The 23,397-nt window shown below is 68.8% G+C and carries 19 protein-coding genes; 9 read left to right on the top strand and 10 right to left on the bottom strand.

The annotated features are described in order from the left end of the window. Positions 1–61: 61 nt before the first annotated feature. Entirely contained in the window at positions 62–1,618 is a 1,557-nt protein-coding gene (locus AB0M65_RS29900; RefSeq protein ID WP_364034802.1) for an alpha/beta hydrolase, read from the bottom strand. Positions 1,619–1,848: 230 nt separating this feature from the next. On the opposite strand from AB0M65_RS29900, the gene AB0M65_RS29895 reads away from it, so the two are divergent. Beyond that, on the top strand, positions 1,849–3,018 hold the full coding sequence (locus tag AB0M65_RS29895; RefSeq protein ID WP_364034799.1) for a macrolide family glycosyltransferase: 1,170 nt from the start codon (positions 1,849–1,851) through the stop codon (positions 3,016–3,018). 228 nt (positions 3,019–3,246) lie between these two features. Here AB0M65_RS29895 and AB0M65_RS29890 read toward each other — a convergent pair whose 3' ends face one another. After that, the gene (locus AB0M65_RS29890; RefSeq protein ID WP_364034796.1) at positions 3,247–4,464 is read right to left on the bottom strand and encodes a glycosyl hydrolase family 8; all 1,218 of its coding nucleotides are present in this window, start codon (positions 4,462–4,464) and stop codon (positions 3,247–3,249) included. A 139-nt stretch (positions 4,465–4,603) separates the two neighbouring features. Here AB0M65_RS29890 and AB0M65_RS29885 point away from each other — a divergent pair, with 139 nt between their 5' ends. Further along, on the top strand, positions 4,604–5,005 hold the full coding sequence (locus AB0M65_RS29885; RefSeq protein ID WP_364034793.1) for a PPOX class F420-dependent oxidoreductase: 402 nt from the start codon (positions 4,604–4,606) through the stop codon (positions 5,003–5,005). A gap of 44 nt (positions 5,006–5,049) precedes the next feature. Here AB0M65_RS29885 and AB0M65_RS29880 read toward each other — a convergent pair whose 3' ends face one another. The 3 genes from AB0M65_RS29880 to AB0M65_RS29870 all read right to left on the bottom strand — a co-directional run bounded on the left by AB0M65_RS29880 (position 5,050) and on the right by AB0M65_RS29870 (position 9,192). After that, positions 5,050–6,255 carry a GTPase gene (locus AB0M65_RS29880; RefSeq protein ID WP_364034790.1) on the bottom strand — a complete coding sequence of 402 codons (1,206 nt, stop codon included), beginning with the start codon at positions 6,253–6,255 and terminating at the stop codon, positions 5,050–5,052. Further along, a complete protein-coding gene (locus AB0M65_RS29875; RefSeq protein ID WP_364034787.1) occupies positions 6,252–8,018 on the bottom strand; it encodes a dynamin family protein in 1,767 nt (588 codons plus the stop codon). The genes AB0M65_RS29880 and AB0M65_RS29875 overlap by 4 nt, the downstream gene beginning before the upstream one ends. A 127-nt stretch (positions 8,019–8,145) precedes the next feature. Further along, entirely contained in the window at positions 8,146–9,192 is a 1,047-nt protein-coding gene (locus AB0M65_RS29870; protein WP_364034784.1) for an IniB N-terminal domain-containing protein, read from the bottom strand. 295 nt (positions 9,193–9,487) lie between these two features. Between AB0M65_RS29870 and AB0M65_RS29865 the strand changes: the two genes are divergently transcribed. Further along, positions 9,488–10,627, top strand: coding sequence for a molecular chaperone DnaK (locus AB0M65_RS29865; protein WP_364034781.1), 1,140 nt, complete (start codon positions 9,488–9,490; stop codon positions 10,625–10,627). Next, the gene (locus AB0M65_RS29860) at positions 10,624–12,975 is read left to right on the top strand and encodes a LuxR C-terminal-related transcriptional regulator (protein ID WP_364034778.1); all 2,352 of its coding nucleotides are present in this window, start codon (positions 10,624–10,626) and stop codon (positions 12,973–12,975) included. Before AB0M65_RS29865 ends, AB0M65_RS29860 begins: the two co-directional genes overlap by 4 nt. Here AB0M65_RS29860 and AB0M65_RS29855 read toward each other — a convergent pair. Then, complete coding sequence (locus tag AB0M65_RS29855; protein WP_364034775.1) at positions 12,962–14,155, bottom strand: hypothetical protein; 1,194 nt, start codon at positions 14,153–14,155, stop codon at positions 12,962–12,964. The two genes, AB0M65_RS29860 and AB0M65_RS29855, sit on opposite strands and share 14 nt — an antisense overlap. Before the next feature lie 85 nt (positions 14,156–14,240). Between AB0M65_RS29855 and AB0M65_RS29850 the strand changes: the two genes are divergently transcribed. From AB0M65_RS29850 to AB0M65_RS29830, 5 genes are all read left to right on the top strand, one after another. Then, the gene (locus AB0M65_RS29850) at positions 14,241–15,650 is read left to right on the top strand and encodes a M20/M25/M40 family metallo-hydrolase (RefSeq protein WP_364034772.1); all 1,410 of its coding nucleotides are present in this window, start codon (positions 14,241–14,243) and stop codon (positions 15,648–15,650) included. Positions 15,651–15,657: 7 nt separating this feature from the next. After that, positions 15,658–16,266, top strand: a complete 609-nt coding sequence (locus AB0M65_RS29845; RefSeq protein WP_364034769.1) for a hypothetical protein — start codon at positions 15,658–15,660, stop codon at positions 16,264–16,266. Then, positions 16,247–17,155, top strand: coding sequence for an ornithine cyclodeaminase family protein (locus AB0M65_RS29840; RefSeq protein ID WP_364034766.1), 909 nt, complete (start codon positions 16,247–16,249; stop codon positions 17,153–17,155). The genes AB0M65_RS29845 and AB0M65_RS29840 overlap by 20 nt, the downstream gene beginning before the upstream one ends. Before the next feature lie 72 nt (positions 17,156–17,227). Beyond that, positions 17,228–17,521: a hypothetical protein gene (locus AB0M65_RS29835; RefSeq protein ID WP_364034763.1), complete on the top strand. Its 294-nt coding sequence runs from the start codon at positions 17,228–17,230 to the stop codon at positions 17,519–17,521. Positions 17,522–17,566: 45 nt separating this feature from the next. Next, a complete protein-coding gene (locus AB0M65_RS29830; protein WP_364034760.1) occupies positions 17,567–18,364 on the top strand; it encodes an LmeA family phospholipid-binding protein in 798 nt (265 codons plus the stop codon). Between the two features lie 276 nt (positions 18,365–18,640). Here AB0M65_RS29830 and AB0M65_RS29825 read toward each other — a convergent pair whose 3' ends face one another. Genes AB0M65_RS29825 through AB0M65_RS29810 form a run of 4 tightly spaced genes read right to left on the bottom strand, consistent with a single transcriptional unit; the run spans position 18,641 to position 23,113 of the window. Continuing rightward, complete coding sequence (locus AB0M65_RS29825; protein WP_364034757.1) at positions 18,641–19,240, bottom strand: hypothetical protein; 600 nt, start codon at positions 19,238–19,240, stop codon at positions 18,641–18,643. After that, positions 19,237–20,862, bottom strand: coding sequence for a VWA domain-containing protein (locus AB0M65_RS29820; RefSeq protein WP_364034754.1), 1,626 nt, complete (start codon positions 20,860–20,862; stop codon positions 19,237–19,239). The genes AB0M65_RS29825 and AB0M65_RS29820 overlap by 4 nt, the downstream gene beginning before the upstream one ends. Then, positions 20,859–22,025: a toxic anion resistance protein gene (locus AB0M65_RS29815; protein WP_364034751.1), complete on the bottom strand. Its 1,167-nt coding sequence runs from the start codon at positions 22,023–22,025 to the stop codon at positions 20,859–20,861. Before AB0M65_RS29815 ends, AB0M65_RS29820 begins: the two co-directional genes overlap by 4 nt. Next, positions 22,025–23,113, bottom strand: a complete 1,089-nt coding sequence (locus AB0M65_RS29810; protein ID WP_364034805.1) for a hypothetical protein — start codon at positions 23,111–23,113, stop codon at positions 22,025–22,027. The genes AB0M65_RS29815 and AB0M65_RS29810 overlap by 1 nt, the downstream gene beginning before the upstream one ends. Positions 23,114–23,397 lie beyond the last annotated feature (284 nt).

The raw sequence follows: 23,397 nt of genomic DNA, 5'->3' as shown, positions 1-23,397 counted from the left end.
CGCGCGTGAAGGCCCCCTTCCCTCGACTGAGCCGAGGGAAGGGGGCCTTCACGCGCGTTGGCTAGGCGGGTACCCGGGAGGTGGCCACGTCCGCGGCGGCCGCGGGGACGGGCGGCGGCACCGGAAGCGGCAGCGGCGCGCATTCGACGTCGGCCGTCCGGCCCGGCTTGCGATCGGGCAGGGCCCCGGTCGCCAGGTAATCGGCGATCCGGTTGTCGACGCAGGCGTTGCCGCGCGGCGTGATCGCGTGACTCGTACCGCCCGGCTCACCGATCAGGCGAGCGCCGGGGAACCGGCTACGCACCTCGAGGCTGCCTTCGTACGGCGTCGCCGCGTCAAGCGTCTCGCCGATCATCAGCACACTTGGCACCTTCTTGCCGTCGACGTTGACTGGCTTGCCGGGCTTCGCGGGCCAGAACAGGCAGGGCGCGTTGAACCAGGCGTTCTGCCAGGTGAAGAACGGCGCCTTCTGGTAGGTCCGCCAGTTGTCGTGCTTCCACTGCTGCCAGCTCTGCGGCCATTTGACGTCGGTGCACTGGACGGCGAGGTAAACGGCGTACCCGTTGTCGTCGCCGCGACCGCCGAAGCCCTCGAACAGTCCCTTCATCGTCTGCCAGTCACCCTTGTTGACGAATTTCGCCAACGCGTCACCGAGCAGCGTCCACCGCAGCTGGTAATAGGAGGCCTGCTGGAAGACGTCGAGGAGCTCGTCCGGGCCGATGAAACCACCCGCGGGGGCGGCCGCCAGCTTCTTCAACTGCTCGACGAAGACCTGCTTCACCGCGGCCTGTGTCTTGCCGAGGTGGTAGACGTCGTCGTGCTGCGCCACCCAGCCGAACCAGATGTTGATGTTGACGTCGAACGCGACGTCCTGGTTCAGGTTGGCCTGGTACCAGACGTTGCGGGGGTCCACAGTGGAATCGAGGATCATCCGGCGGACGTGCTGCGGGAACAGCGTCCCGTACACCTGGCCGAGGTAGGTGCCGTAGGAGTACCCGTAGAAGTTCAGCTTCTCCGCGCCGAGTGCCTTGCGGATGCTGTCCATGTCCTTGACCGTGTCGGTCGTCTTGATGTTGTCGAGCAGCGCGCGGCTGTTGTTCTTCGCGCAGGCGTCGGCGTAGGACTTCGAGCGCCGCAGCCAGGTCTTCTCCAGCTGCGGCGTGGTCGGCGTGTAGTTCGGCCGGTTGTAATCCATGTAGTTCGGGACGCACGAGAGCGCGGGCTTGCTGGCGCCGACGCCGCGCGGGTCGAAGCCCACCCAGTCGTAGGCGTCGCCCGCGTGGTTCGGCACGCGCGGCCCTCGGGTCGCGAGCAGCAGCCCGGAACCGCCGGGGCCACCCGGGTTGGTGAGCAGGACGCCCTGGTACTGCGTCTCCGGCGTCTTGTGCTTGACGCGGCTGAGCGCGAGCTGGATCTTCTCGCCACGCGGCCTCGAGTAGTCGAGTGGCACGGACAGATAGCCGCATTCGGCGCCCGCGGTGACGAGCACCGGATCGGTGCACGCTCCCCAGGTGATCGTCTCGGCCGGCTGCGTCTCTTCGGCGGCGACGGCCGGTGCGGTCACCGCCACCGAAGCCAGCGTGGCCACGGCGAGCGCGGTGATGAGAACACGTCTCACGGTTTCTCCCTTTCCCTCCAAAGGTAAAGCCCCGAAACCCTATCCACGCACGTGACCTGGGGAAGTCTTCCGGCGAAGGTCCCTACCAACGGCGGGTCCCGATCGCGGCAAACCGGGCAACGCCCTAATCAGTTGGGCGGCCGCCGGACGCGCGTTAAGGTGTTGATCATGACCTACCGCATCCGCCTGCGCGCCGTCTGACATCTCCTCACGGATCCGGACAGGACATCATGCGAAAGCACATCGCGATGATCGGCTGCACCGCGCCGAGTCACATCTATCCCTCGCTGGCCGTCATCCGTGAGCTGGTCGCTCGCGGGCACCGAGTCAGCTACGTCGTGGGCGAGCCACTCACCGGGCTGATCGAACCGACCGGCGCCGAGATCGTGTCGCATCCGTCGATCCTCCCGCTCGGCGACCAGTCGGCGTGGCCGGAGGACCCGGGCGCGCAAATGCGGGTCTTCCTCGACGAGGGCATCCAGGCGATGCCGGTGCTGACCGATTTCTACGACGACAACCGCCCGGACCTGCTGCTGTACGACATCGGCGGGCTGCCGGCGCCCCTGCTGGCCAGGCGCTATGGCGTTCCGGCGGTGCAGCTGTCACCGACGTATGTCGCCTGGGACGGCTACGAAGAGGACATGAGCGAGATCCTCGACGCGCTTCGCGGGTCACCGTCCGGAAAGGACTACTACGCCACCTTCACCCAGTGGCTGTCCTCGAACGGGATCGAGGCCGACGCCTGGGACTGGATCTCCCATCCGGAACAAGTACTCGCCCTGTTGCCGAGGGCGATGCAGCCTCACGTCGAACGGGTGCCGTCGACCGTCCAGTTCGTCGGCCCGGCGCTGGATCCGGAACGGCTGGCCGACCGGAGCTGGACTCCGCCGTCGAGCGGCAAGAAGGTCCTGCTGATGTCGCTCGGCACGGCGTTCACCGACCAGATCGACCTGTTCCGCGCCTGTGTGGACGGGTTCCGGAACTCCGACTGGCATGTGGTCATCTCGATCGGGCAGACCGATCCGGCTGTCCTCGGGCCGCTGCCGGAGCACATCGAGGTGCACCCGTTCGTCCCGCAACTCGCGGTGCTGGAGGCCGCGTCGGCGTTCATCACGCACGCCGGCATGGGCGGCAGTACGGAATCGCTGTGGTACGGCGTGCCGACCGTCGCGATCCCGCTGGCCACCGACGGTTTCGGCAACGCGGCGAAACTCGCGGAACTGGGCGTCGGCGAGGAACTCGCGGCCTCGGACGTGACGGCGTCCACGCTGCGGGCCGCCGTCGATCGAGTGGCCGGGTCGCCCTCGGTCGCGGCACGCCTCGCCGAAATCCGGGCCGAGACCCGGGGGAACGGCGGGATCGACCGCGCGGCGGACGCCGTGGAGTCCTTCCTCGGCTAGTCCCCTTGGCGTAACTCGCGTGCTTGAAGGCGTGACACGCGTGCTTGAAGGCGTAACTCGCGTGCTTGAAGGCGGAACATCGTATTCCGCCTTCAAGCACGCGTGATCGCCTTTCAAGCTCGGCCGCGAACCTGTCCGGTGGATGTCATGAAAGGGTCTTTCAGGACAAATTCTGTCCTGAAAGACCCTTTCATGACACTGCTGACTCACCGCCGGCTCAAGAAGCGATCAGACCGCGATGTAGTTCCCCGAGAGGATGAGCAGGACCTGCACGGTGATGCCGGTGCCGTAGTAGTCCTTGGCGTTCGGCGACCACGTCGTGATCGAGGTCCAGAGCTTGTCCAGCCAGGCCTGGCTGCCCGGGTCGTTCATCGCCGCGATGGCGAACGACGCGGTGAAGCAGGGGTGCTGACCCGACTCGCCGGAGATCTTGGAGCCCGACAGCGTGTAGCCGGTGGTGATCTTGGCCGGGTCGCCGCCGGTGGTCTGCTGGATCCAGGTGTTCATCTTCCGCACCTGGCCCTGCGCCGGGCTGCCCGACACGGTGACGCCGTCGACGCCGAGCCGCCACGGGTCACGGCAGGCGTTGTAGCTGTACTTGTCGTCTTTGCCTTCGAGGAAGTCGGCCGGGGCCGGCTTCGGCGTGGAGTTGGTGTTGACGACGAAGTCCGGGATCAGCCCGGTCTTCGGCGCGTACTGCTGCTGAAGCTGCGTGACGGCCTGCTCCTGCCGGGTCCGGACCTGCCCCCAGAAGGAGTCACCGGTGGCCTTCTCGAACGCGCGGAGGTGGCCCGGCATCCAGTCCGACGACCGCGAGCTGTTGATGTACTTGCCCTCGTCGGCCCAGTCGGCCAGCCGCATGAACTTGGTGGTGGGGTGCACTTCGCTGCGCTTGATGGCCTTGATGATCCGCAGTGCTTCGGACTTGTAGTTCACCGCGCCGTCGCTGCCCCAGACCTTGTCGGCGATGAGCAGGCCGTAGGCGATTTCGAGGTCGCCGTCGGTCGCCGAGTCGACGCCGTTGACGCTCTTGCAGCTCCCGTCCTGTTCGGCGGCGTGCAGATCCTTGTCGATCGACGAAGGGTGTGCCTTCACGAACTTCAGGATGCCGTCGAAGATCGTGCGGGCCTGCGAGTCCTTGCTCCCCATCATCGCCGCGATGGTCATGCCGTAGCCCTGACCCTCGGCGACGAAGGCGTGGTCGGCGTCCGGCGCCTTGACCGCGTACGTGCCGGTGCCACATTTGGTGGTGAGGAAGTTCTTCTTCCAGAAGTCGTAGTACTTGGCGAGTGCCGCGTCCTGCGTCGCCTGGGACACCGACGGGCGCAGAACACCCGGCAGATAAGGGGTTCCTTGAGTGGTGGCCGCGGTGGCGGGGGCGGTCGTGGCGACCAGCCCGGCGGTCAGCGCGACCGCGGCCAGCACTGTCCGTACGGTCTTTCTCATGGCTCCTCCGGAACGTCGTTGGTGGCGGCGGCGCTTTTCGAGAGTGACACCCGGACCGGCCAGAATCAATAGAGTTAAGAAAGTTTCCTTACTATTACCTCAAAGGACGTCTTCGTGAACGGTGGCCTAGCGTGACACCATGACGATCGACCTGAGCACGCGTGGCGAGACCTTCCGGGAGTTCTGGACCGAGCGGCATCTCGCCACCCTGACCACCGTCCGCCCCGACGGGACCCCGCACGTCGTCGCCGTCGGCGTCACGGTGGACTTCGAGACCGGGATCGCCAGGGTGATCACTTTCCGTTCGTCCAAGAAGGCCCGCCTGCTCAAGGAAGCGGGCGAAAAGGGCATTCCGGTCGCCGCCTGCCAGATCGACGGCCCACGGTGGTCCACTTTGGAGGGGCGCGCGGTACTCGTCGAGGACGCGGAGTCGGTGCGCGACGCCGAGAACCGCTACGCCGCGCGCTACCGGCAGCCCAAGCCGAATCCGGAACGTGTGGTCATCGAGATCACCGTGTCCCGGGTACTCGGCAACGCCTGATCCACGCGCTCACCCCCGACCGTGCCGGGGTCCGTGAAGCACGCTCAAGCGACGAAAAGGCTCAGCAGGCCCTCCACCGAACGCACGATCACCCGCGCGGCGGCGCGTTCGGTGTGTGCGGCGTCTTCCCGTTCCGCGTCGTGCCGCCAGCGGACGAGTGCGCTTTCGGCGCCCGCGTGGATCTCGGCCGGGCCGGAGTCGGGTTCGAGGCCGAGCCGTTCGGTGGGCGCGAGTCCCTGCACGCCGAGCAACCGGGTGGCCTCCTCGGCGACCTCGCCGGACAACGCCGTGCGGCCGCCGCGGATGTCGGCGATGAGGCGCAGTTCCCGGAAGTCGTGCGCGGCCGCGGCGAAGCGCTCCACCCTCGCCACGAGCCGGTCGCTCTGCGAGCGCGGGTCGGCGGCGAGCAGGTTTTCCAAGCGCAGCACCGCTGTGCGCGCCTTCAGTGCCTCGGCCCTGGCGACGAAGCATCCGGCCAACGTGTCCCGCAGATCGCCGAGACCACTGCGGTGCACGAGTTCCGCGGAGAGCTTCATCCGGCTCTCGCAGCCGGTGCGAATGAGCGTGATCGCCAGCCGGACGCCGTAGAGCCCGAATCGCGAAACCAGGTGTTTCCTCGACTCCGGCGGGATCCGCACCGGGAACTGGTCGTCCACAAAGGAATCAACGGACAGGAGATACCGTTCCAGCTCCGCGCGTGAGACGGCCGCCAGCGCACGCAGGACCTCGAATTCGTCGTCCCGCAGCGCACGCCCGGCATACCCCAGCTGCCCGGCGACCGCGATGACTCCCTGGAAACCCGCGCAGTTCCGGTCTTCCCGCCACGCACGCCGCGCCAGTTGCTTCGCGGTGAGCAACGCGTCGATCCGGCCCGCGCCGACCTCGTCGGCCCGGCCGAGTACCAGCACCGAATTCACCGCGCTCTGCCGCGCGAACGCCGAACCACCAGCCGGACGGGCGCCGGCGAGTTCGTCGGGTTCGAGGTGGCGTACCAGGCGCACCGTCGCGTCGACGTGTTCGGCCAGCGCCGGAGTGTCGAACAGGTCGAGGTCGCGCAGTGCCCGCGTCGGCCATTCCGCCAGCGCGGAGACCAAAGTGGACTTCCCGGTTCCCGGCGTCCCGGCGAACCCGACCTTGAGCGGTTCTTCCAGTCGTTCCAGGCATTCCCGCAGCATCGCCACCGCGGGCGGACGGTCCCGGTAAAGCGCGGCGGCGTCGCTCAACAGTTCACGAACGTCCAGAGCCGTCACGCGGACAGCTCCCGGCGCGGCGCCGCGCCACTGCCGAGCGCCCCCGCCTTCCGGTGCAGTGCGGCCAGCCGGTCGATCTCCCGTTTGACCTGCTGCGTGCGGCGGTCCCGTTCGGCGGATCCGGCGATGATCAGTTCCCGTTGGCGCGTCAGCTCTTCCGCGAGTTCGTCCGACAACGCGGTGAAATGGTCCCGCAGCCGCCGCTGGACCTGGCGGACCTCGTCCTTGATCTCCTTGCTGAACCGGATGAACACGTCGTCGACATGGCGTTGCGCCGCCGCCTTCGCCAGCGCCTGCCGCCGCTGCAACCGCATCCCGCCTTCGTCGCGCACGCTTTTGGTGGCGAACGCGACACCGGCGCCGAGGGAGACCGGGTTGATCAGCGGCAGCCCGGCGAGACTGGTGACCAGGCCGAACATCAGCACACCGCCGTAGGAACCACGTAAGCCGGTGAAGAGTTTCTGCCCGATCTTGAACCGTTCGATCTTCGGCGTGCCGACTTCGGGGATCGAGTCCACCCCGGATCCGGTCAGCGGCAGCTCCGGGGCCTGCCCGTACCGCGCCCCGAACCCGGTGGCGACGGCGTGCGCGATCCATGTCGACCGGTCGGATACCCAGTTGTAGTTGGTCTCCACGGCGTCGGCGAGGTTCTCTTCCAGCCAGGTCCGGAAATCCGGCCAGATCTGCGCCGGGTCGCCCTCGTCGAAGGTGCGGTCGATATGCCGCACAATCGTCCTTGTCCGCTCGCGCAGGTCGTATTCGGCGTCGGAGACCAGATCGGTGATCTCGTCCGACAACAGGTTCTGCCAGCGGACGTTCTGCCGCCGCAGTTCCTCGGTCCGTCGTTGTGCCTGGTGCAGCAGGGTGACCTGGTCGATCCCGCTGTCCTGGGAAACGGCGTTGAGGCGGGCCTGCAGCGACTCGACCAGTTCGACCGCCGCCGCGCGGACGCTCACCGCGGCGGCCAGCGCCCGGGTGCGTTCGATCGGCCGCGCGGCCTGTTCCCCCACCCAGTTCAGGAGTTCCGGGAAACCGGACCGTCCATTGAGGCCGGCGTCACCGGCTTTGGCGGCGGCCTGGCGGACGGTGGCGGACACCGGGAAGACGTCGGCGACGACGCCGGTCTCCGAAAGCGCGGCACGGTTGCGGGCGGCGAGTTCACGCCAGTCGGGACTGACGTCGATCTTCGTCAACGCCAGCACCAAAGCCGGGCACCAGGTGCGGATATGCCTTGCCAACGCGAGTTCGGCCGGCTGGAGTTCCTGCGTCGCGTCGGAGACGAGGATCACCGCGTGCGCGTCGGCGAGGACGTCGAGGGTGGCCGCCGTGCGTGGCGACCGCGGATCGCCGATGGCCGGGGTGTCCACCAGTACCAGTCCCGTGCCGAGCAGTTCGCGCGGCAGGCCGACTTCGACCCGGCGCAGCGACCCGGGTGGGCGGACTTCCAGTTCCTTGGCCAAATCGTCGACCGGCACGCGCTCACGGGCGTGGCCGACCAGCGTCGCGGCGGGATCGTGGGCGTACCCGATCTCGGTGGGGACGGCGGGAGTGCTCGCGTCCCCGACCGCGCAGACCGGGGCGTTCAGCAGCGCGTTGAGCAGGTAACCCTTGCCCTGCTTGGGAAAGCCGACCACCGCGATCCGGGTGCCCGGCGCCTGCTGGTCACGTCTCCGCCGAAGGCGTTCGGCAAGGTCGGCGCGCCCGTGGGCGGCACAGGCGTCCAAGGTCTCGTTGAGCACGTCGAGCCAGGCGGGGGCTGTCACGGGGATGCAGTGTTCCCTTAACCAAGCGCGGAATCAATGTGGGATCCGCCAACACGCGGTGAGGGCCCCGCGACCTGCGACGGTCGCGGGGCCCGTACCCACACTTCAGATGTGAAGGATTTTCAGCTCAGCCGATGTGGATGTCGTTGTTCGAGGCGATGTCGTCGGCACCGAGGTTGATGTCGCCGACGCTGCCGATGTGGTTGGCCACGCCGGAGACGACGTCGTGCACGTCGGAAACGCCGGCGTGGTTCGCGACATCGTTCACCACGTTGTCGGTCACGTCGGTGGCGACGTTGTCGGTCACGTCGGTGGCGATGTTGCCCTGCGCGATGTTGCTCTGCGCGATGTCGTGCACCTTGGTGGTGACGTCCGCGACACCGGCGTTGCCGATGACGCTGGTGAGGTCGCCGACCTGCGAGAGCACGCCGGGGACGCCGTGACCGACACCGTCGACACCGTCGAGGCGGGGCAGGTCGCTGTTCAGGTCGCCGATCGCCGGGACGGAGTCGACGGCCGGGAGGCCCGCGGCGTCGATGGCCGGGACGTCGTGGACGAGGCCGGTCGCGGTGTCGACGGCGCCGTTGGCGAGGTCGCCTCCCGGGACCGAGTCGAGGCCGCGCGAAAGGTCACCGGTCAGCCCGAAGCTGCCGATGGTGTTCTGCGCGAGGGCGGTCACGCCGGCGGCGGCGTTCGAAACGTCGGTCACGCCGGAGACGGCCGGGACGGCGGGCAGGCCCGGGACGTCGAGCGGCAGGTCGCCGACGGCGGGCAGGCCCAGCTCCGGCAGGCCCGGCACGGCCGGGACACCCGGGACGCCGACCTCGGGGAGGCTCGGGACGCCCGGAAGCGCACCGGGGACGCCGACCGGGAGACCGGCGGTGAGCGCGGTGAGCTGGTCGATGGCGCCCTGGACACCGTCGGCGCACTCGCCGTCGGTGCCGTTGACGACGTTCGCGACACCGCCGAAGCCGGCCAGGTTGTCGGTGGTGGCGGCGTCGACCGGGACGAAGTCGAGGACCAGCGGGACGACCTCGTGCACGTCGGCGGCGTTGATGTCACCGAGGCCGGCGTTGGCCAGCACCTGCTGCGGGTCGTTCGCGAACGCCGCGCGAGCCGCGGTGTCGTTCAGCAGGTTGAGCGTGAAGTCGTGAAGCGTCTGAGCGGAACCCATGAAAGGACTCTCCTGGAGGTCTAGGTCGGTGGGGCCGGCGCAGCGGCCGGAGGGCACGGCTGAGCGCAGGTCACCGAAGTTAGTGAGCCGGTACCGCTCAGCACATCGGGGATCACTCCTGGTTGTCACTCACTCAGCCAATAGGGGATCGGTATGACATCGTTAGGGCGTTAGGGGCTTAACCGAGACGCATCCGGTTGGGTTTAATGCCCCTCTCACCCAGACGGGTCAAGCCGTTCGGGTGAGTGGCCCCGTGGTTGGTCCCTAGGACCGGTCAAGCGAAGGAGGATGCTCGTTGCCCTACGTCCTCGGCATCGATATCGCCTCGACCCGCGCCACCGCCGCCACCTGCGAGAACCAGGGTGACGGCTGGGGCGCGCCCGAGCCGTTGTGGCTCGGCGCGCGCGGCCCGGCGGCGGCGGCCGCGGTGTTCCTCGACGACGACGGATACCTGCTCACCGGTGACGCTGCCGTCGAGGCAGGCCGGTCCGCGCCAGCGCGGCTGCTGACCGGATTCCACGAACGGGTCGGCGACGACGTCCCGGTGATCGTCGGCGGCGAACGGTTCCCCGCCGAATCCCTCAGCGCCGTCCTCGTGGACGCCGCGGCGGACCAGGCCGCCGAACGGTTCGGTGAGAAACCGCGGCAGATCGTGCTCACCCACCCCGTCGGCTGGGGTTCGTTCCGCCGCGACCTGCTGCGCCGGGCGCTGGCCGAGGCCGGGTTCCCCCGCGCGGTGCTGGTGCCCGCACCCATCGCCGCCCTGCACGCCTACCTCGCCCCGCACGGCGAGGTCACCGCCGGTGTCTGCGAATTCGGCCAGGACGGGGCGGTCGTGACGATCGCCGCCGTCGGCGTCAACGGCTGGCAGCCGGTCAAAACGGCCGAAGGCGTCGACCCCGGCGAGGCCGTCGGCAAGGTCTTCGAGCTCGCGCATGAGGCCGGTGTCCAGCCCCAGTCGCTGGCGGGCATCGTGCTGTGCGGCGAGGTTCCCCAGGTCGGCAGGACGCCGTGCCCGGTCTTCACCGCGAGCGACCCCCTGCTGACGGTGGCGACCGGTGCGGCCAACATCGCCGCGCGACGCGACGTTCCTCAACCCGGCGGCGTCCACTCGAACGCCGTCGCGACCGTGGAAACCACCCTGCTCCCCCGGGTCGACGCGGCCCCGGAGCTCACCGAACGGCCCGAACGGCCACCGGTGGACATCACCCCGTTCGTCTTGCCGGAACCCACCCGGGCGGCGAAACTCCTCACCCGGCGCAAGCCACTCGTCGCCGGAGCCGCGGTCGTGGTGCTCGCCGCGACCACCCTGCTGCTCACCCTGACCACCCGAGAAGCCACCGCGGACAAGGGTCGCGAAGCCCATCCCACCCCCTCCAGCACCTGCGCGCCGGCCACCCCCGGAGCGACTCACTCCCCCGAAGGTCGCTGTTGAACACACTGCTCGACCAGCCCGGCATCATCCATCCGGGTGTCCGTCGACTGCTCGACGAGGTGACCGCCGCCCCGGAACTTCCGGTGCGGGTCACCGTCGTCGCCCCCGGCGGTTACGGGAAGACCCATCTGCTCGGCCTGCTCTCGCGGCACTACGCGGGGGCCGGCGTCGACGCCCTGCTGATCGACGACGCCGACCAGCTCGGCGACGACGAGATCGCGAAGCTCAAGGCGCGGGCGGAGGAAACGACCGCGCCCGTCGTGCTGGCCTACCGGCCGACGGCGAGGACCACCGCCCTGCGCGCGCTCTCCGACACCTTCGGCAGATCGGTTTCACTGACAGCGTGGGGAATCGACGACGTCCGGCGGCTCGTCGAACACGCCGGAGGCGACGTCGCCACGGCCGAAGACGTCCACGTCAGAACCGGTGGCGTGCCGAGACTCGTCCTGCGCGCCGTCCGCGGGCAGCTCACCGAATTCCGCGGTGAGCTGGACGAACTCGACGACGACGTGCACCGCTACCTGATCGCGGCCGAGGCCGGGGCCGGCCGGAATCTGGATCTCCTCGCCGCCCTGCTCAACCGCGAACGCGACAGGCTGCCCGAGATCTTCGACGGCGCCAGGGCGACCGGGCTGCTCGACGAGGACGACGTCCTCCTGCCGATCGCCGCCGAAGCCGTCCGCGCCTGGGGATCGCCGGGGCGGCGGCTGACGGTGCTGCAGCATTTGGTGGAACTCCAGTTACGCGACGGACTTCCGGTACTGGACCTCGCCCGATCCCTGCTGGGGACGGGAAGTTCGGGTGCGAGTGCGGCGGCGGCCTTCGAGGCCGCCGCGCGCGAGGCGATGCCCGACGACACGAAACTCGCGGCGCGGTTCTACGAGGCGGCGTCCGAGGCCGGTGGGCGCGGCGCGGCGCTCACCGTCGGCTGGGCGCACGCCGCCGCCCTCGCCGGGGACCTCGACACCGCACTCCGGCTGGGTGACGGCATGCTCGGCAGCACTTCCGACGAGGACGCCAGGGCCGCGGGTGCCGAGGTGGCGGGGGCGGTGCTCGCGCATCGCGGCGAACTCGCGCACAGCGCCGAGCTGTACCAATGGTCCGGACGGGCCGGGTCGAAGGCGTTCGCCGCGATCGCCTTGGTGGGGACCGGAAAACTCGAAGCCGCTCGCGGCGTACTGGAAACGCCCGAAGTGCCGACGTTGTTCGCGGGTGCCGCCTCACGGACGGCCAAGGCGATCGCCGGCTCGGTCTCCGGCCGCGGTGATGAAACGCTTTCGGCCCTGCTGGGCGCGGCGTCGATGCTGGAATCGGCGGGTGCGCCCGCGCCGTTGCCGGACAGCCCGGCCGCCCTTGCCGCGCTGGTGGGCCTGCACTCCGGTGAACTCGCGCTGGCGGAATCGGTGCTGAGCCGGGCCGTGGCCGGTCGCATCGGTGGCGACCTGCTCGCGAAACGGCATCGGCTGCTGCTCGGCTGGGTCGCGATGACCGCGGGTGACCTCAAGACCGCCGCCGAAGCCCTGATGCCCCCAGCAGGTCTCGAAGCCCGCGACGAACTCTTCGCCGCGACCCTCCAGCTAGGCCTCGCGCGGCGAGCCAGCGACCTTCCCGGGTTACAGCGGTCTTGGGACCGGGCTTACCAGGCGTCGATGCGGCAGCAACCGGATCTGTATTCGTTGCTGCCGCTGGGAGAACTCGCGATCGCGGCCGCGAGGGCAGGCGCGAGCGCCAAACTGGCCGGACAGCTGGAACGGGCACACACGGTACTCGACGGCCTCGGCAACCCTCCACTGTGGACAGCCACCCTGCGCTGGCACGAACTTCATGCCGCCATCACCGTCGAGAACGGCGCCGCCGCTTCGGAACACCTGGCGGCGCTGAACGATTTCGCGTCGTACGGCCGGTATCCGGCGGCACTGGCCTCGGCCGCGACGGGCTGGCTCGCGGTGCTGACCGGCACCTTCGATCCCGAGGCGATTTCCGCGTCCGCCGGGGAACTGCATGAACTCGGGCTCCGCTGGGACGCGTCACGGCTGGCCGGGCAGGCCGCGATCCGGACCCCCGACCGGCGGGCGATGGTGCGGTTGCTCGAAGCGGCGCGACAGTTCCAGGGGCGCGCTCCGGAACCTGTCGCGGCTACGGGCCTGAGCGCCTTGAGCGAGCGGGAGCTGGAGGTCGCCCGGCTGGTCGTCGACGGGCTGACCTACAAGCAGGCCGGGAGCAAGCTGTTCATCTCGGGGAAGACGGTGGAGCACCATATGGCCCGGATCCGGGGGAAACTCGGGGCCGGGGACCGGCGGGAACTGCTGGCGACGCTGCGGGAGCTGCTGCCCGCTACCGAGAGCTGAAGGACAGCCCCAACGCCTTGTACGCCGCCCGGACCACCCGCCGCGAAGGATCCTCGACCATCGGCCGCACCAGATCGGCCGGGACGGCGTCCAGAATCCGCAGTGCCCCCACGGCATGAGCCCGGACCCTGGCCATCGGATGCCCCAGCAAGGGATGCAGTAACGGCGCGTCCGCGGCGCGCCCCGACTCGGCGAGTCCCGCGATCGCGCCCAGCGAAGGCGCGGAAGCGGAGACGGCCGACCGATACCAAGCGACAGCGTCCAACCCGGTACGCCGGGCGGCATCCCGCGCCAGCGCCCGGATCAGCGAAGACCGGTCGTCCAGCAACGGGACGATCTCCTCCAGCTGTCCCAACCGGGCCAGCCCGGTCAGCGCGCTGATCCGGACCTCGTTGTGCCGTCCGGCGGCCAGCTTGCGCAGCACGTCGACGCGGCCGGTCCAGACGGCCTCGCGGGCCGCCGCGTCACCGGCTCGCGCCCGGATGCCCATGTCGAGGTTCCGCGTGTACCGGACGAGGTCTTCCAGCTTGAGATCACCGCGACGGCTTTGCACCTCGTAAGCGAACCTCCTTACCGCGAAGTTCACCGACCGGGCCAGCTGGGCGAGGATTTGAGGGGGAGCGTCGTAGGCAGCCGCGTACAACTGCTTCACGCCGAACCCCCCACGGTAACGGCACCGCAGGTGGAGCGTCATTTCCGCGGCCGCCTGGAGATACGTCGCCGGGCGGTCGTTCAGCAGCCTGGTCACCCCCATCCGGGCGACATCGCTGACCGGGTCGGCCCAGTCGGTCATGCGCTGCAACAGGAACGGGAGCAGGACCGGACTCGGCCGCTCCAGCATCTTCCCGACCGCGAGCACCCGGACCCGGCCGTCGCCGTTTGAACTGGCGATGGCCGTCGTGAGCGGCCCGGCCTTGCCTGCCTTCAGCCGATCCGCGGCCTCGTTCAAGACCCGCGGGTAGCGAGCGGAATCCCAGTACACGAGGCGGCAGTATCCATCGAGAGTCGCGACCAACGACGGCGTCTCGGTGATCGTCGCGAAGGCGGCCGCGATCTCGGAGGCGTCACCGGCCTTGTCGACGCGCATGAGCGCCTCGACGAGCACGTCGACGCGGTGCCCTCGGGTCTCCAGCGTTTCCTGGAGCGCCTCGGCCACGGACTTCCTCTTCCCGAAGATCACCCGGTGATCCTCCCCCATCCACCGCCTGCCGCGCTCATCCTTTTCGCGGGTAGACGCCCGATGGCGGGGCGCGTAGGAACGAGGAATGGCTGAGGAGCGCTCCAGAAGAATGTTCCTGTCCACATCGGCCGCGCTGTCCGCGGTCGCGCTCACCGGGATCCCGGCAGGTGCCGCGGAACTCGGGGATCGGGGGTCCGGCGGAGCGGTGTCGCCTCAACGGCCCGACGCCGAACTACGGGCGATCCTCCGGGAGATCGACGAACACCGGATCGAGGCCACCGTGCGCAGGCTGGCCGCGTTCGGGACGCGGCACACGTTGTCCTCACAGACCGATCCGGTGCGGGGGATCGGCGCCGCCCGCGACTGGATCTTCGCAGAGCTGTCGAGATCCGCCGCGAAATCCGGCGGCCGGATGACCGTCGAACTGCAGTCCTACGTCCAGCCACCCGCGCCGCCGCGGATCCCGGTCGCCACCACGATCACCAACGTCGTCGCCACCCTGCGCGGATCCACCACACCCGAACGGGTTTACGTCGTCTCGGGTCACTACGACTCGCGGTGTTCGGATCCGCTGGACGCGACGAAAGACGCGCCGGGTGCCGACGACGACGCCTCCGGGGTGGCCGTCGCGATGGAACTCGCTCACGTGCTGGCGACCCGCCACCCGGCCGCGACCATCGTGTTCGCCGCGGTCGCGGGCGAGGAACAGGGCCTTTTCGGCGCGCGGCACCTGGCCACCCGGTTCAAAGCGGCCGGGACGAACGTGCAGGCGATGTTCACCAACGACATCGTCGGTTCGAGCCGGGCGGACGACGGTACCCGTGATCCGCGCACGATCCGGCTGTTCGCCGAAGGTGTTCCGACGTCGGAAACGCCGGCACAGGCCGAAATCCGGCGCTCAGTCGGCGGTGAGAACGATTCGCCGTCCCGGCAGCTGGCGCGATTCGTGCGGTCGGTCGCCGAGAACGACGCCACGGGCATGGCCGTGCGCGTGATCTACCGGCGCGACCGCTACCTCCGGGGCGGCGACCACATCCCGTTCCTGGAACAGGGATATCCGGCCGCGCGGTTCACCGAACCCAACGAGGACTACGCACACCAGCACCAGGACGTCCGGGTGGAGGACGGCAAGCAGTTCGGCGACCTGCCCGAGTTCTGCGACTTCCCGTTCATCGCCAGGGTCGCGCGGGTGAACGCCGCCGCGATGTGGTCGCTGGCGACCGCGCCCGGCACCCCCGAGGACGTCCGGATCCGCACAAACCAGCTCACCAACGATACGAATCTGGTGTGGCGGCGTGGAACCGGCCCGGACCTCGCCGGATACGAGGTCGTCTGGCGGGAGACGACGGCGGCCGAATGGACGCGGGTGATCAGGGTCGGTGACGTCACCGAAGCTAAGGTGGATTTGTCGAAGGACAACGTGTTCTTCGGTGTGCGGGCGGTCGGGAAGAACGGCCACCGCGGTCCGGTGGCGTTTCCGACACCCTTGAGCTGATGCCCTGATGACGATCACCCCCGACGATCTCGACGCGGCCGTGGCGAGTGTGGTGAGTGGACTGCGCCCGGCGTCGAGCCGTGACTGGTCCGCGGTCCCCGGCACCGGGAAACTGAACGTGTGGCGGACGGCCGAGCACCTCGGCGACTGCCTCATCTCCTACGCCGGACTCCTGCTCGCCCGGCCGTCGACGCCGCGTTTCGTCTGCTTCGAATCCGTCGCCGACCCGGCCGCGACACCGTCGGAGATGCTGGAGTTCGTCACGGTCGGCGCCGGGCTCCTGGGCGCCACCCTGCGCACGGTGGGCCCGGACGTCCGCGCGTACCACCCGAGCGGCCGCGCCGACCTCGAAGGTTTCGCCGGAATGGGCTGCGTCGAGGTCCTGGTCCACGGCGAGGACATGGCCAGGGGCCTCGACGTCCCTCTCGATCCTCCGCGCGACGTCTGTTCCCGTGTCCTCACGCGGATGTTCCCGGACGTCGAGGGCGACGACATCGATCCCTGGACCGCTTTGCGGTGGGCGACCGACCGGACGGACTTGCCGGGGCGGCCGTCCAGGGCAGGATGGCAATGGCGGGGAGCCCCGCTGGACGACCGTGCCACGAACCCTCAGTGACGACGAGGTCCGCGCGGCCGTCCCCATGCGGGACGCGGTCGAGGCCGTCCGCCACGCGTTCACCGAACTCGCCGCCGGGCACTTCACCCAGCCGGAGCGGCTCGTCTTCGGCGGCGGCCGGGTGCTGGTGATGACGGCGCACCACGAACCGTCGGGGTCCGCCGTGGTCAAGACACTCAGCGTCCGGCTCGACCGCACTCCGGCGATACTCGGCACCGTCGTCTGGACGGGCGACGGTGCGCCGCTCGTCGCCGACGCGACCGCCGTGACCACCTTGCGCACCGGCGCGGTCACCGGCGTCGCGACCGATCTGCTCGCCCCCGCCGACGCCGGAAACCTCGCGCTACTCGGGTCGGGGGCGCAGGCGGCCGACCAGCTGCGGGCAATCGCCGCCGTGCGGACGCTGCGCGCGGTCACGATCCACAGCCGCACCGCCGGAAACGCCCGCAAGCTCGCGGCCACGCTCGGCGACGAGTTCCCCGCCGTGTCCTTCCGTGTCGCCGAGACCGTCGAGGACGCCTTGGCGGACGCCGAGATCGTCAATTGCGCGACGTCTTCGGGGACGCCGCTCTTCACCCTGTCCGCGTTGCCGGAGCAGGTCCACGTGAACGCGATCGGCTCGTTCCGGCCGTCGATGCGGGAACTCCCCGCCGAACTGCTCGCGACGGCGTCGGTCGTGGTCGTCGACCAGGTCGAAGCAGCACTCGCAGAAGCGGGTGAGATCATCCAAGCCCTCGAAGACGGCCATCTCGACCAGGCGGAACTCGTGGAACTCGGCACGGCTCTGCGGGAGCCGCCGAAGGTCTCCGGCCGCACCGTGTTCAAATCCGTCGGCGTCGCCGCGCAGGACTGGGCCATCGCTCGGTCACTGGCCGCTTCCGTGGAGTAGGTGGATACGGCCGATCGGCGCAACTTGGCCGGTGAAACGTTTGTCGCGACGGAATCCGGGAACTTTTCAGTCATGTCCAGATGGCGAACCACCAGCAGGAGCAACACGGCCGTCCGCGTCATCACCGCTGTCGGCGCGCTGTTCGCGTTCATCGAGTTGCTGTACATGGTCATGGTGCTCGCGGGAGCCAACGCGGGCAACGGATTCTTCATCTTCATCCAAGCGCTGGCAGGTCCGTTGGCGTTGTTCTGGCCGGGGCTTTTCCCGGTGAGCAACCCGGATCTCGCGGTGATCCTCGACTACGGTCTCGCCGCGGCGTTCTGGGTGATCCTCGCGGGCGTCATCGCCCGTTTCGCGGCCCGCTGACCCCCTGCGGCGGCATCCGGCGTCCCGTTCGGCGACACTGGTCTGATGAGCGACGGCAGATGGTTCGACCTGAACCCCCTTCCCGAGCTGTTCGGCCTGGCCGCCGCCGGGCGGGCGCTGTTGCCGAACGTGCCCGTCACCCCGGCCGCGGTGCTGAAGACGGTCACGGAACAGCTGGTCGGGCGACGGCTGAGCGCGAAGGTGGACGGACACGACGTCGGGCTGACCCTGACCGGACTCGACTACCAGGCCGACAGCCTCAGCCTGGCAGCCACCGGCCGCGTCGGCGACGTCCGGATCGTCGTCGAGGACGTCGACTGGCAGGAAATCCCGCTCGAACGCGTCACGGTGCTGGCGTCGAACGTCCGGCTCCGCTCCCTCCCCTCCCCCGCCGCCATTCCCGAACAGGTGAAAATGGCGATCCGGGTCGCTCCCGAGGTCCTTCAGGAACGGGTCGCCGCGGTCCGCCCCGGCATCATCGTGACGCCAGGCGACGACGGGCACTTCCACGTCCGCTGGGTGAAACGGCCACGCTGGGGACACCTCGCCCTTGAGTCCACTGTGGAGGATTCCGCCGTCGTCCTCCGGCCGATGGCCGTCCACATCGGACGGCGCCGGTTCGGCCCGCCGTCCCGGCTCAAGCCCATCGTGCTGCCGCTGCCGGAACTCCCGCAAGGAATCAAGCTCACCGCGGTCGAAGCACACGACGGCCACCTGGTACTGCACACGCTCGCCGAGGAATGGCCGGAAAAGCTGTCCACCATCCCGCTCGGCGACCTGCTGGGCTGGCTGACGACGGCGGTGACCACGCTGACCCTGCCCAAACTCGGCGGGCGCTCTTGAGGGTAAGTCAACGTGTCCTGATGCCTGCGCTCGCCGTGCCTGCGCTCGCCGTGACCGGCCTGTTCGCCGGGCTCGCCTAGTTCGCAGCCAGCGCGAAGGCGTAACTCGCGTGCTTGAAGGACGAACTCGGTGTGCGGCCTTCAAGCACGCGAGATCCCCCTTCAAGCACGCAAGTTCCCCCTTCAAGCACGCGAGATGCGCCTTCAAGTACGCGAGTGCGGCGCCGCGCCACCTCCGGCACCATTTCACCCGAAGGTGCCACCTTTGCCTTACCCCTTAATAACCCTCCTGACCCCGTTCCCGCAGATAGCGCGTGTGATCGGCCTGCTGGTTGACGTCACCGGCGTAGAACCGTTCCGCGACCTGGTGCGCTTCGGTCTCCAGCAGTGCCAGCTGCGCGACGAGTTCCTCTCCCGCACTGGGCTCTCCACCCGCCCGCCGTTTGGCGGCGAACCACCAAGGCAAGTTGAGGTACGCCTCCACCGAAAGTGGCAGATCCGTCCGCGCCAGCCGGATTACCGCGTGCTGGACGTCCGGGTCGGCGGACAACCGGTCGGGCCGCGAAAGGAGGTCGTCGAGGACTTCGGCGATCCGTCGCACACCGTCCACAGAGGACCCTGGCATCCGCTGCGCCCGCGCGGTCACCTTGTCCACCAACGAGGTCAGCGCCACCCGCAGCTGCCCGGCCTCCGCGACGGCGTCCACCGGTACCAGCCGGACCCGCTCCGGCGGCGCGAGCAGCGCGAACACCGCGTACAGCGCGGCGACGACCACCGGCCACAGCCCGCCGACGACGCCGGTCAGGTACAGCACGAGCCCGATCAGGCCACCAACGCAGCCGGCGAGGTTCTTCGTGGAGCCGAGGTACCGGATCATTGGTACCCGCGGATTTCCTGGAACACCTTGGGCAGGACGTCACCACGCGCGTCGAACACATTGCCGCCGGTGCGTTTCGCGACCTCGCCGAGCTCCGCGGAGTTACCCTCGCCGAAGATCACCGTGAACACCGGGATCTGCCGCATCGCCTCCGGCAGTGTGGGGAACTTCCGCTGGAAGTCCTCGAACTTGGACCCGTTCGCGTTCGCCCCGTCGGTCATCAGCACGATCGAGGTGAACCGGTCGGGGTCGCGGGCGACCAGCGGGCCCATGATGTCGTACGCGCGCCCGAGACTGTCGTAGATCGCGGTGCCGCCCTTCGCCTCAAGGCCCTCCGCGAAGTGCTTGATCTTGTCCAAGGTGGGCTGCGGATCGCCGTCCGGCACCGCGAACGTCTCCGGACTACGCGGAACGGTGTCGAACGGCAGCATCGTGACCTCTTCGCGGCTACGAAACCTCCGGTACCTCCCGGTCAGCGAACCGTCGGCGCCGGTCAGCCCGATCAGCGCGGCACGCAGGGAATCGATCCGCTCGCCCGCCATCGAGCCGGAGGTGTCGAGGACGTACAGCGTTCGCGACGGACGACGGATCTTGTCGAAGTAGGCACCCAGCAACGCGTCGACCGCTTGCTGCGTCGCGGGGAACGGCAACTCGACGAGATCCTTCTGCGCGAACCGCTGTCCTAAGGGGACACCGGGGACGACCGGGCGGCGCTGCGTGGTCTCCATGATCTTGCGCTGCGTGTCCGGCGTCCGCAGCCGCTCGGCCACTTTGCGGTGTGCGTCGCGTGCTTCGGAATTCGCACTGTTCAGCAAGGTCAGCGGATAGTCAGCGGTGACGACGCCGTCGGAGGGGTAGACGATCGTCAGCGGTTCGGGGAGCCTTCCGCTCGCGTTCATCGACAGCAGCACGGATTCGTAGTTGATCAGGCCGTCGACCTTCTTACCCGGATCGACCCCGGTCGCCCGCCGTTGATACGCCTCGGAAAGCCAGCCGGACGAACCGGCCGACATCGCCTGGGCACTGAAGAACTCGGTCAATTTCGGGGTGACGGAAGCGATCTGCTGGGCGTCGATCGCGGTGCCCGCGCCCGCGAGTGCCGACGCCACTCCGACGAGTGCCGAGAAACCGGAGTTCGACGCCGAAGGATCGGTCATGCCGTAGGTGAAGGCCTTCTTCCCGGCCTGCTCGGCGATTTCGCCCCAGCCCACCCGTTTCCCTGTCCAGCCGAGCCGCTGCGCCGTCGACGCCGACAACCCGAGCACCACCGGCGAGCTCATGATCTTGACCTGCTCACCCAGCCGCTTCGCGGCTTCGGGAACCGCTGCGGGATATCGGTTCGAGGAGAACCAGACGGCGTCGTACTGCCCGTCCACCTTGCCGTTCGCGAGGGACTCGGTGCCTTCCAGCGTCCCGGTGAACTGGAACTTGACCTTGACTCCGGTGGCCGCCGCCTCTTGCTCCAGCAACGGTTGCATATCGGCGAGTTCGCTGCCCGCGAGCACCCGCAGCGTGCCGGCCTCGGCATCGCCGAGACCTCGTGTATCGCCTTCACTCGAATCACAGGAAACCAGTGACAGTGCGCAAAGCGCGGCGAGTGTGACTGTCGCCCAGCGTTTCATGAGGCCCCCTCGGCCGTCGCCGTCTCGTGTGACCGGCGCAGATGGTCTTCGGCCCGCCGGATCTCCCCGGACAACGCCTCCACGGTCGCCGCCATCGTCGAAACGGCCCCCGCCTTGAACTCGTCGATCGCGTCGATGCTGCGGTAGATCCGCTCGAACGACTCGCGGATCGTCGCCACCGCGACCGCCGGATCACTACCCGCGCGCTGGATCTCGGCACTGCGTAGTTCCAGCATCTCGGCGTTGGCCCGGATCAGGCCATCGGTGGTGGCCTGCACAGCCCGGACCTCGTCGAGGACGTCTCGCTGCCCGGCGAGCGCGCCGCTCACCAGCAGCGCGACCCGCAGCGCGGCGACCGTGGTCGACACCGCCCGCTCGATCCCGCGGATCAGCTCGTCGTTGTTGCGCCGCACCAGATCCAGCGCCAGATAGCCCTGCGCGCTGACCGCCAGCTGAGTCAGCAGATCCTGGTGCCGCTGCCGGATCGGATGCACCGCGTCGGCCCGCAGTGACTTCGCCCGCGCGGGATCGGTGAAGTCGAAGATCCCCGCCTGGCGCTCTATCGCCGCATCGACGGCTTCGGCGAACGCGGCCGCCTCGGACAGCTTGCCGAGCGTCCCCCAGAGACGTTCCCGTTCACCCTTGAGCGCGGCGTTGTCGCGGCGCAGCACGTCTTGGCGGGAGCGCAGGTCCACTACCAAGGCGTTCACCGGTTCGTTCGCGGCGCGATAGCGATCCAGCGCCTTCTTCGCGCTGCCCGCGACCGGGATCAACCCCATCAGCTTGCGGCCGGTGATGGGCAGCTTCGCCGGGTCGATCTCCGCCACGGCCCGACGAAGCCCGGCCAGGCTCACCGTCGCCTGTTCCTGGGGTGACGCGATTTCCCCGCGAGTTCCGGCCAAAGCCCGCGTCGACCGGTCGAGCAACGCACCCGCGACCGACGCCGCCGCACGCATGTCGGACTCCCCGACCGCGAGCAGCTCGTCCAGGACACGGGTGAATTCCGGCGACCGGACGTCGAGTGCTTCGAGGCGTTCGGCGAACCTCTCCGCGCGCCGCGCGACTTCGGCGTGGACCTCGGGGCCGAGGCTGACCAGGCCCGCCGCCCGCTCGGCCGGGATCGCCTCCACCGGTTCGGGTGGAGTGAGCGTGAAATCGTCCATCAGTACTGCTTCTTCACGGCGTCGAGCAGGCGCTCCAACGTTTCGTAGGACGGCGGTTCGACGGCGTCCACCAGATCTGCGGGCACCGGTGCCTTCGCCGCGGCGACGACGTCGGCGAACAGCCGTGGGTCGCCGGTGCGGAAGCCGAAGGTGGCGGCGAGTTTCCCCAGTTCCGGGTCGGTCGAGAGCAGCCTGCCGACCTGGTCGCCATTGGGCTTGAGCGGGACGAGCGTGTGTTTGGAGTACACCGTCGGCGCGGTGTAGAGCAGGCGCATGTCCGCCCGGATCGACCCGTCCGCGCGCACCAGCCTGTCGACGAACTGCGACTCGTAAATCAGCGCCATCGGCGTCTTGCCCATCCCCGCGGCGAGGTAGTCCTCGAACGGGCCCTCAGTACTGTTCTGTGTGTAACCCTGGTCGATGAACAGCTTCGACACCCCGGGCAGCACCTTCGCCTCAGCCTCCGGCGTGCTGACGACGTTGTTCCCGTTGGCGACGAAGGAAACAATCGACAGGTACATCGCCGCCGAGTTCGATTCACGCGGATCCGTGGTCGTGACCAGCACGTTCTTGCGCGCAGGGAAGGTGGTGTTGCCGGGAAGCTGGTCCCAGCGCGTACCCTTCTGCGTGAGTTCGAGATACTTCGCGATGTCGAGCACCTGATAGTCGCCGGCGCCCTTGCGCACGATCCCGTTGGCGGCCAACAGGTTCACGATCGGCTCGAAGGTCGCGATCGCCATCGGCGACTGGAACGGCGTATGCACCGCGGTCACCTTGTGGTCACGCTGGATCCGCTGCGCGGCCGGGGACGACGACGGGAACGCGAACTCGTATTCGCCGAGGTCCATACCGGCGATCTGCCGCGACCCGGCGGTGTCGACCTCGGCCTTCAGGCCGTGCTTGGCGAACGCGTCCACCACCCGCTTGTCGGAAAAGAACGCGAGCTTCTCCGAACCGATCACGCCACGCACCGTGGTCAAATCGGTACCCTGCGCGGAATTCTCGTCACCGCCCCGGCCCCAGATGATCACGGCCACGACGGCCAGCAACAGCACCACAGCCAGGCTGATCGACAGACGGCGTTTCACCGACCCCACCCCCTCGTTCACAGGCCTGATCCTTCAGCCCGTTCAACTCTTTTGACGCGCGGGCGAGCCATTTCGAAGTGAACGGTCAATGAACGAAAGAAGTCGTCAGTTCCGTGGTTCGGGTTGGTCGTGAGTGGCGATTCGGGTTGGACCAAAAGCGAGGTCTCGCGCGTGAAGGACTCCTTCCCTCGGCTTCTACGTCCGCACGGTCACCGCGGATGTAGAAGAGTGGTTCACCGGCAAGCGCCGCAAGAACAGCATGACGACCGAACCGAAAGCGGTCG

The sequence above is a fragment of the Amycolatopsis sp. NPDC051071 genome (assembly GCF_040682875.1).
Classification (GTDB): domain Bacteria; phylum Actinomycetota; class Actinomycetes; order Mycobacteriales; family Pseudonocardiaceae; genus Amycolatopsis.
Note: the sequence above shows the minus strand (reverse complement) of the source record. Positions and strands in the feature narration are given on the sequence as shown.

Excerpts from the sequence above, each read along its gene's own strand:
- AB0M65_RS29895 (WP_364034799.1), top strand. The coding sequence starts at position 1,849 with ATGCGAAAGCACATCGCGATGATCGGCTGCACCGCGCCGAGTCACATC.
- AB0M65_RS29890 (WP_364034796.1), bottom strand. The coding sequence starts at position 4,464 with ATGAGAAAGACCGTACGGACAGTGCTGGCCGCGGTCGCGCTGACCGCC.
- AB0M65_RS29885 (WP_364034793.1), top strand. The coding sequence starts at position 4,604 with ATGACGATCGACCTGAGCACGCGTGGCGAGACCTTCCGGGAGTTCTGG.
- AB0M65_RS29870 (WP_364034784.1), bottom strand. The coding sequence starts at position 9,192 with ATGGGTTCCGCTCAGACGCTTCACGACTTCACGCTCAACCTGCTGAAC.
- AB0M65_RS29850 (WP_364034772.1), top strand. The coding sequence starts at position 14,241 with ATGGCTGAGGAGCGCTCCAGAAGAATGTTCCTGTCCACATCGGCCGCG.
- AB0M65_RS29845 (WP_364034769.1), top strand. The coding sequence starts at position 15,658 with ATGACGATCACCCCCGACGATCTCGACGCGGCCGTGGCGAGTGTGGTG.
- AB0M65_RS29835 (WP_364034763.1), top strand. The coding sequence starts at position 17,228 with ATGTCCAGATGGCGAACCACCAGCAGGAGCAACACGGCCGTCCGCGTC.
- AB0M65_RS29830 (WP_364034760.1), top strand. The coding sequence starts at position 17,567 with ATGAGCGACGGCAGATGGTTCGACCTGAACCCCCTTCCCGAGCTGTTC.
- AB0M65_RS29825 (WP_364034757.1), bottom strand. The coding sequence starts at position 19,240 with ATGATCCGGTACCTCGGCTCCACGAAGAACCTCGCCGGCTGCGTTGGT.
- AB0M65_RS29820 (WP_364034754.1), bottom strand. The coding sequence starts at position 20,862 with ATGAAACGCTGGGCGACAGTCACACTCGCCGCGCTTTGCGCACTGTCA.
- AB0M65_RS29815 (WP_364034751.1), bottom strand. The coding sequence starts at position 22,025 with ATGGACGATTTCACGCTCACTCCACCCGAACCGGTGGAGGCGATCCCG.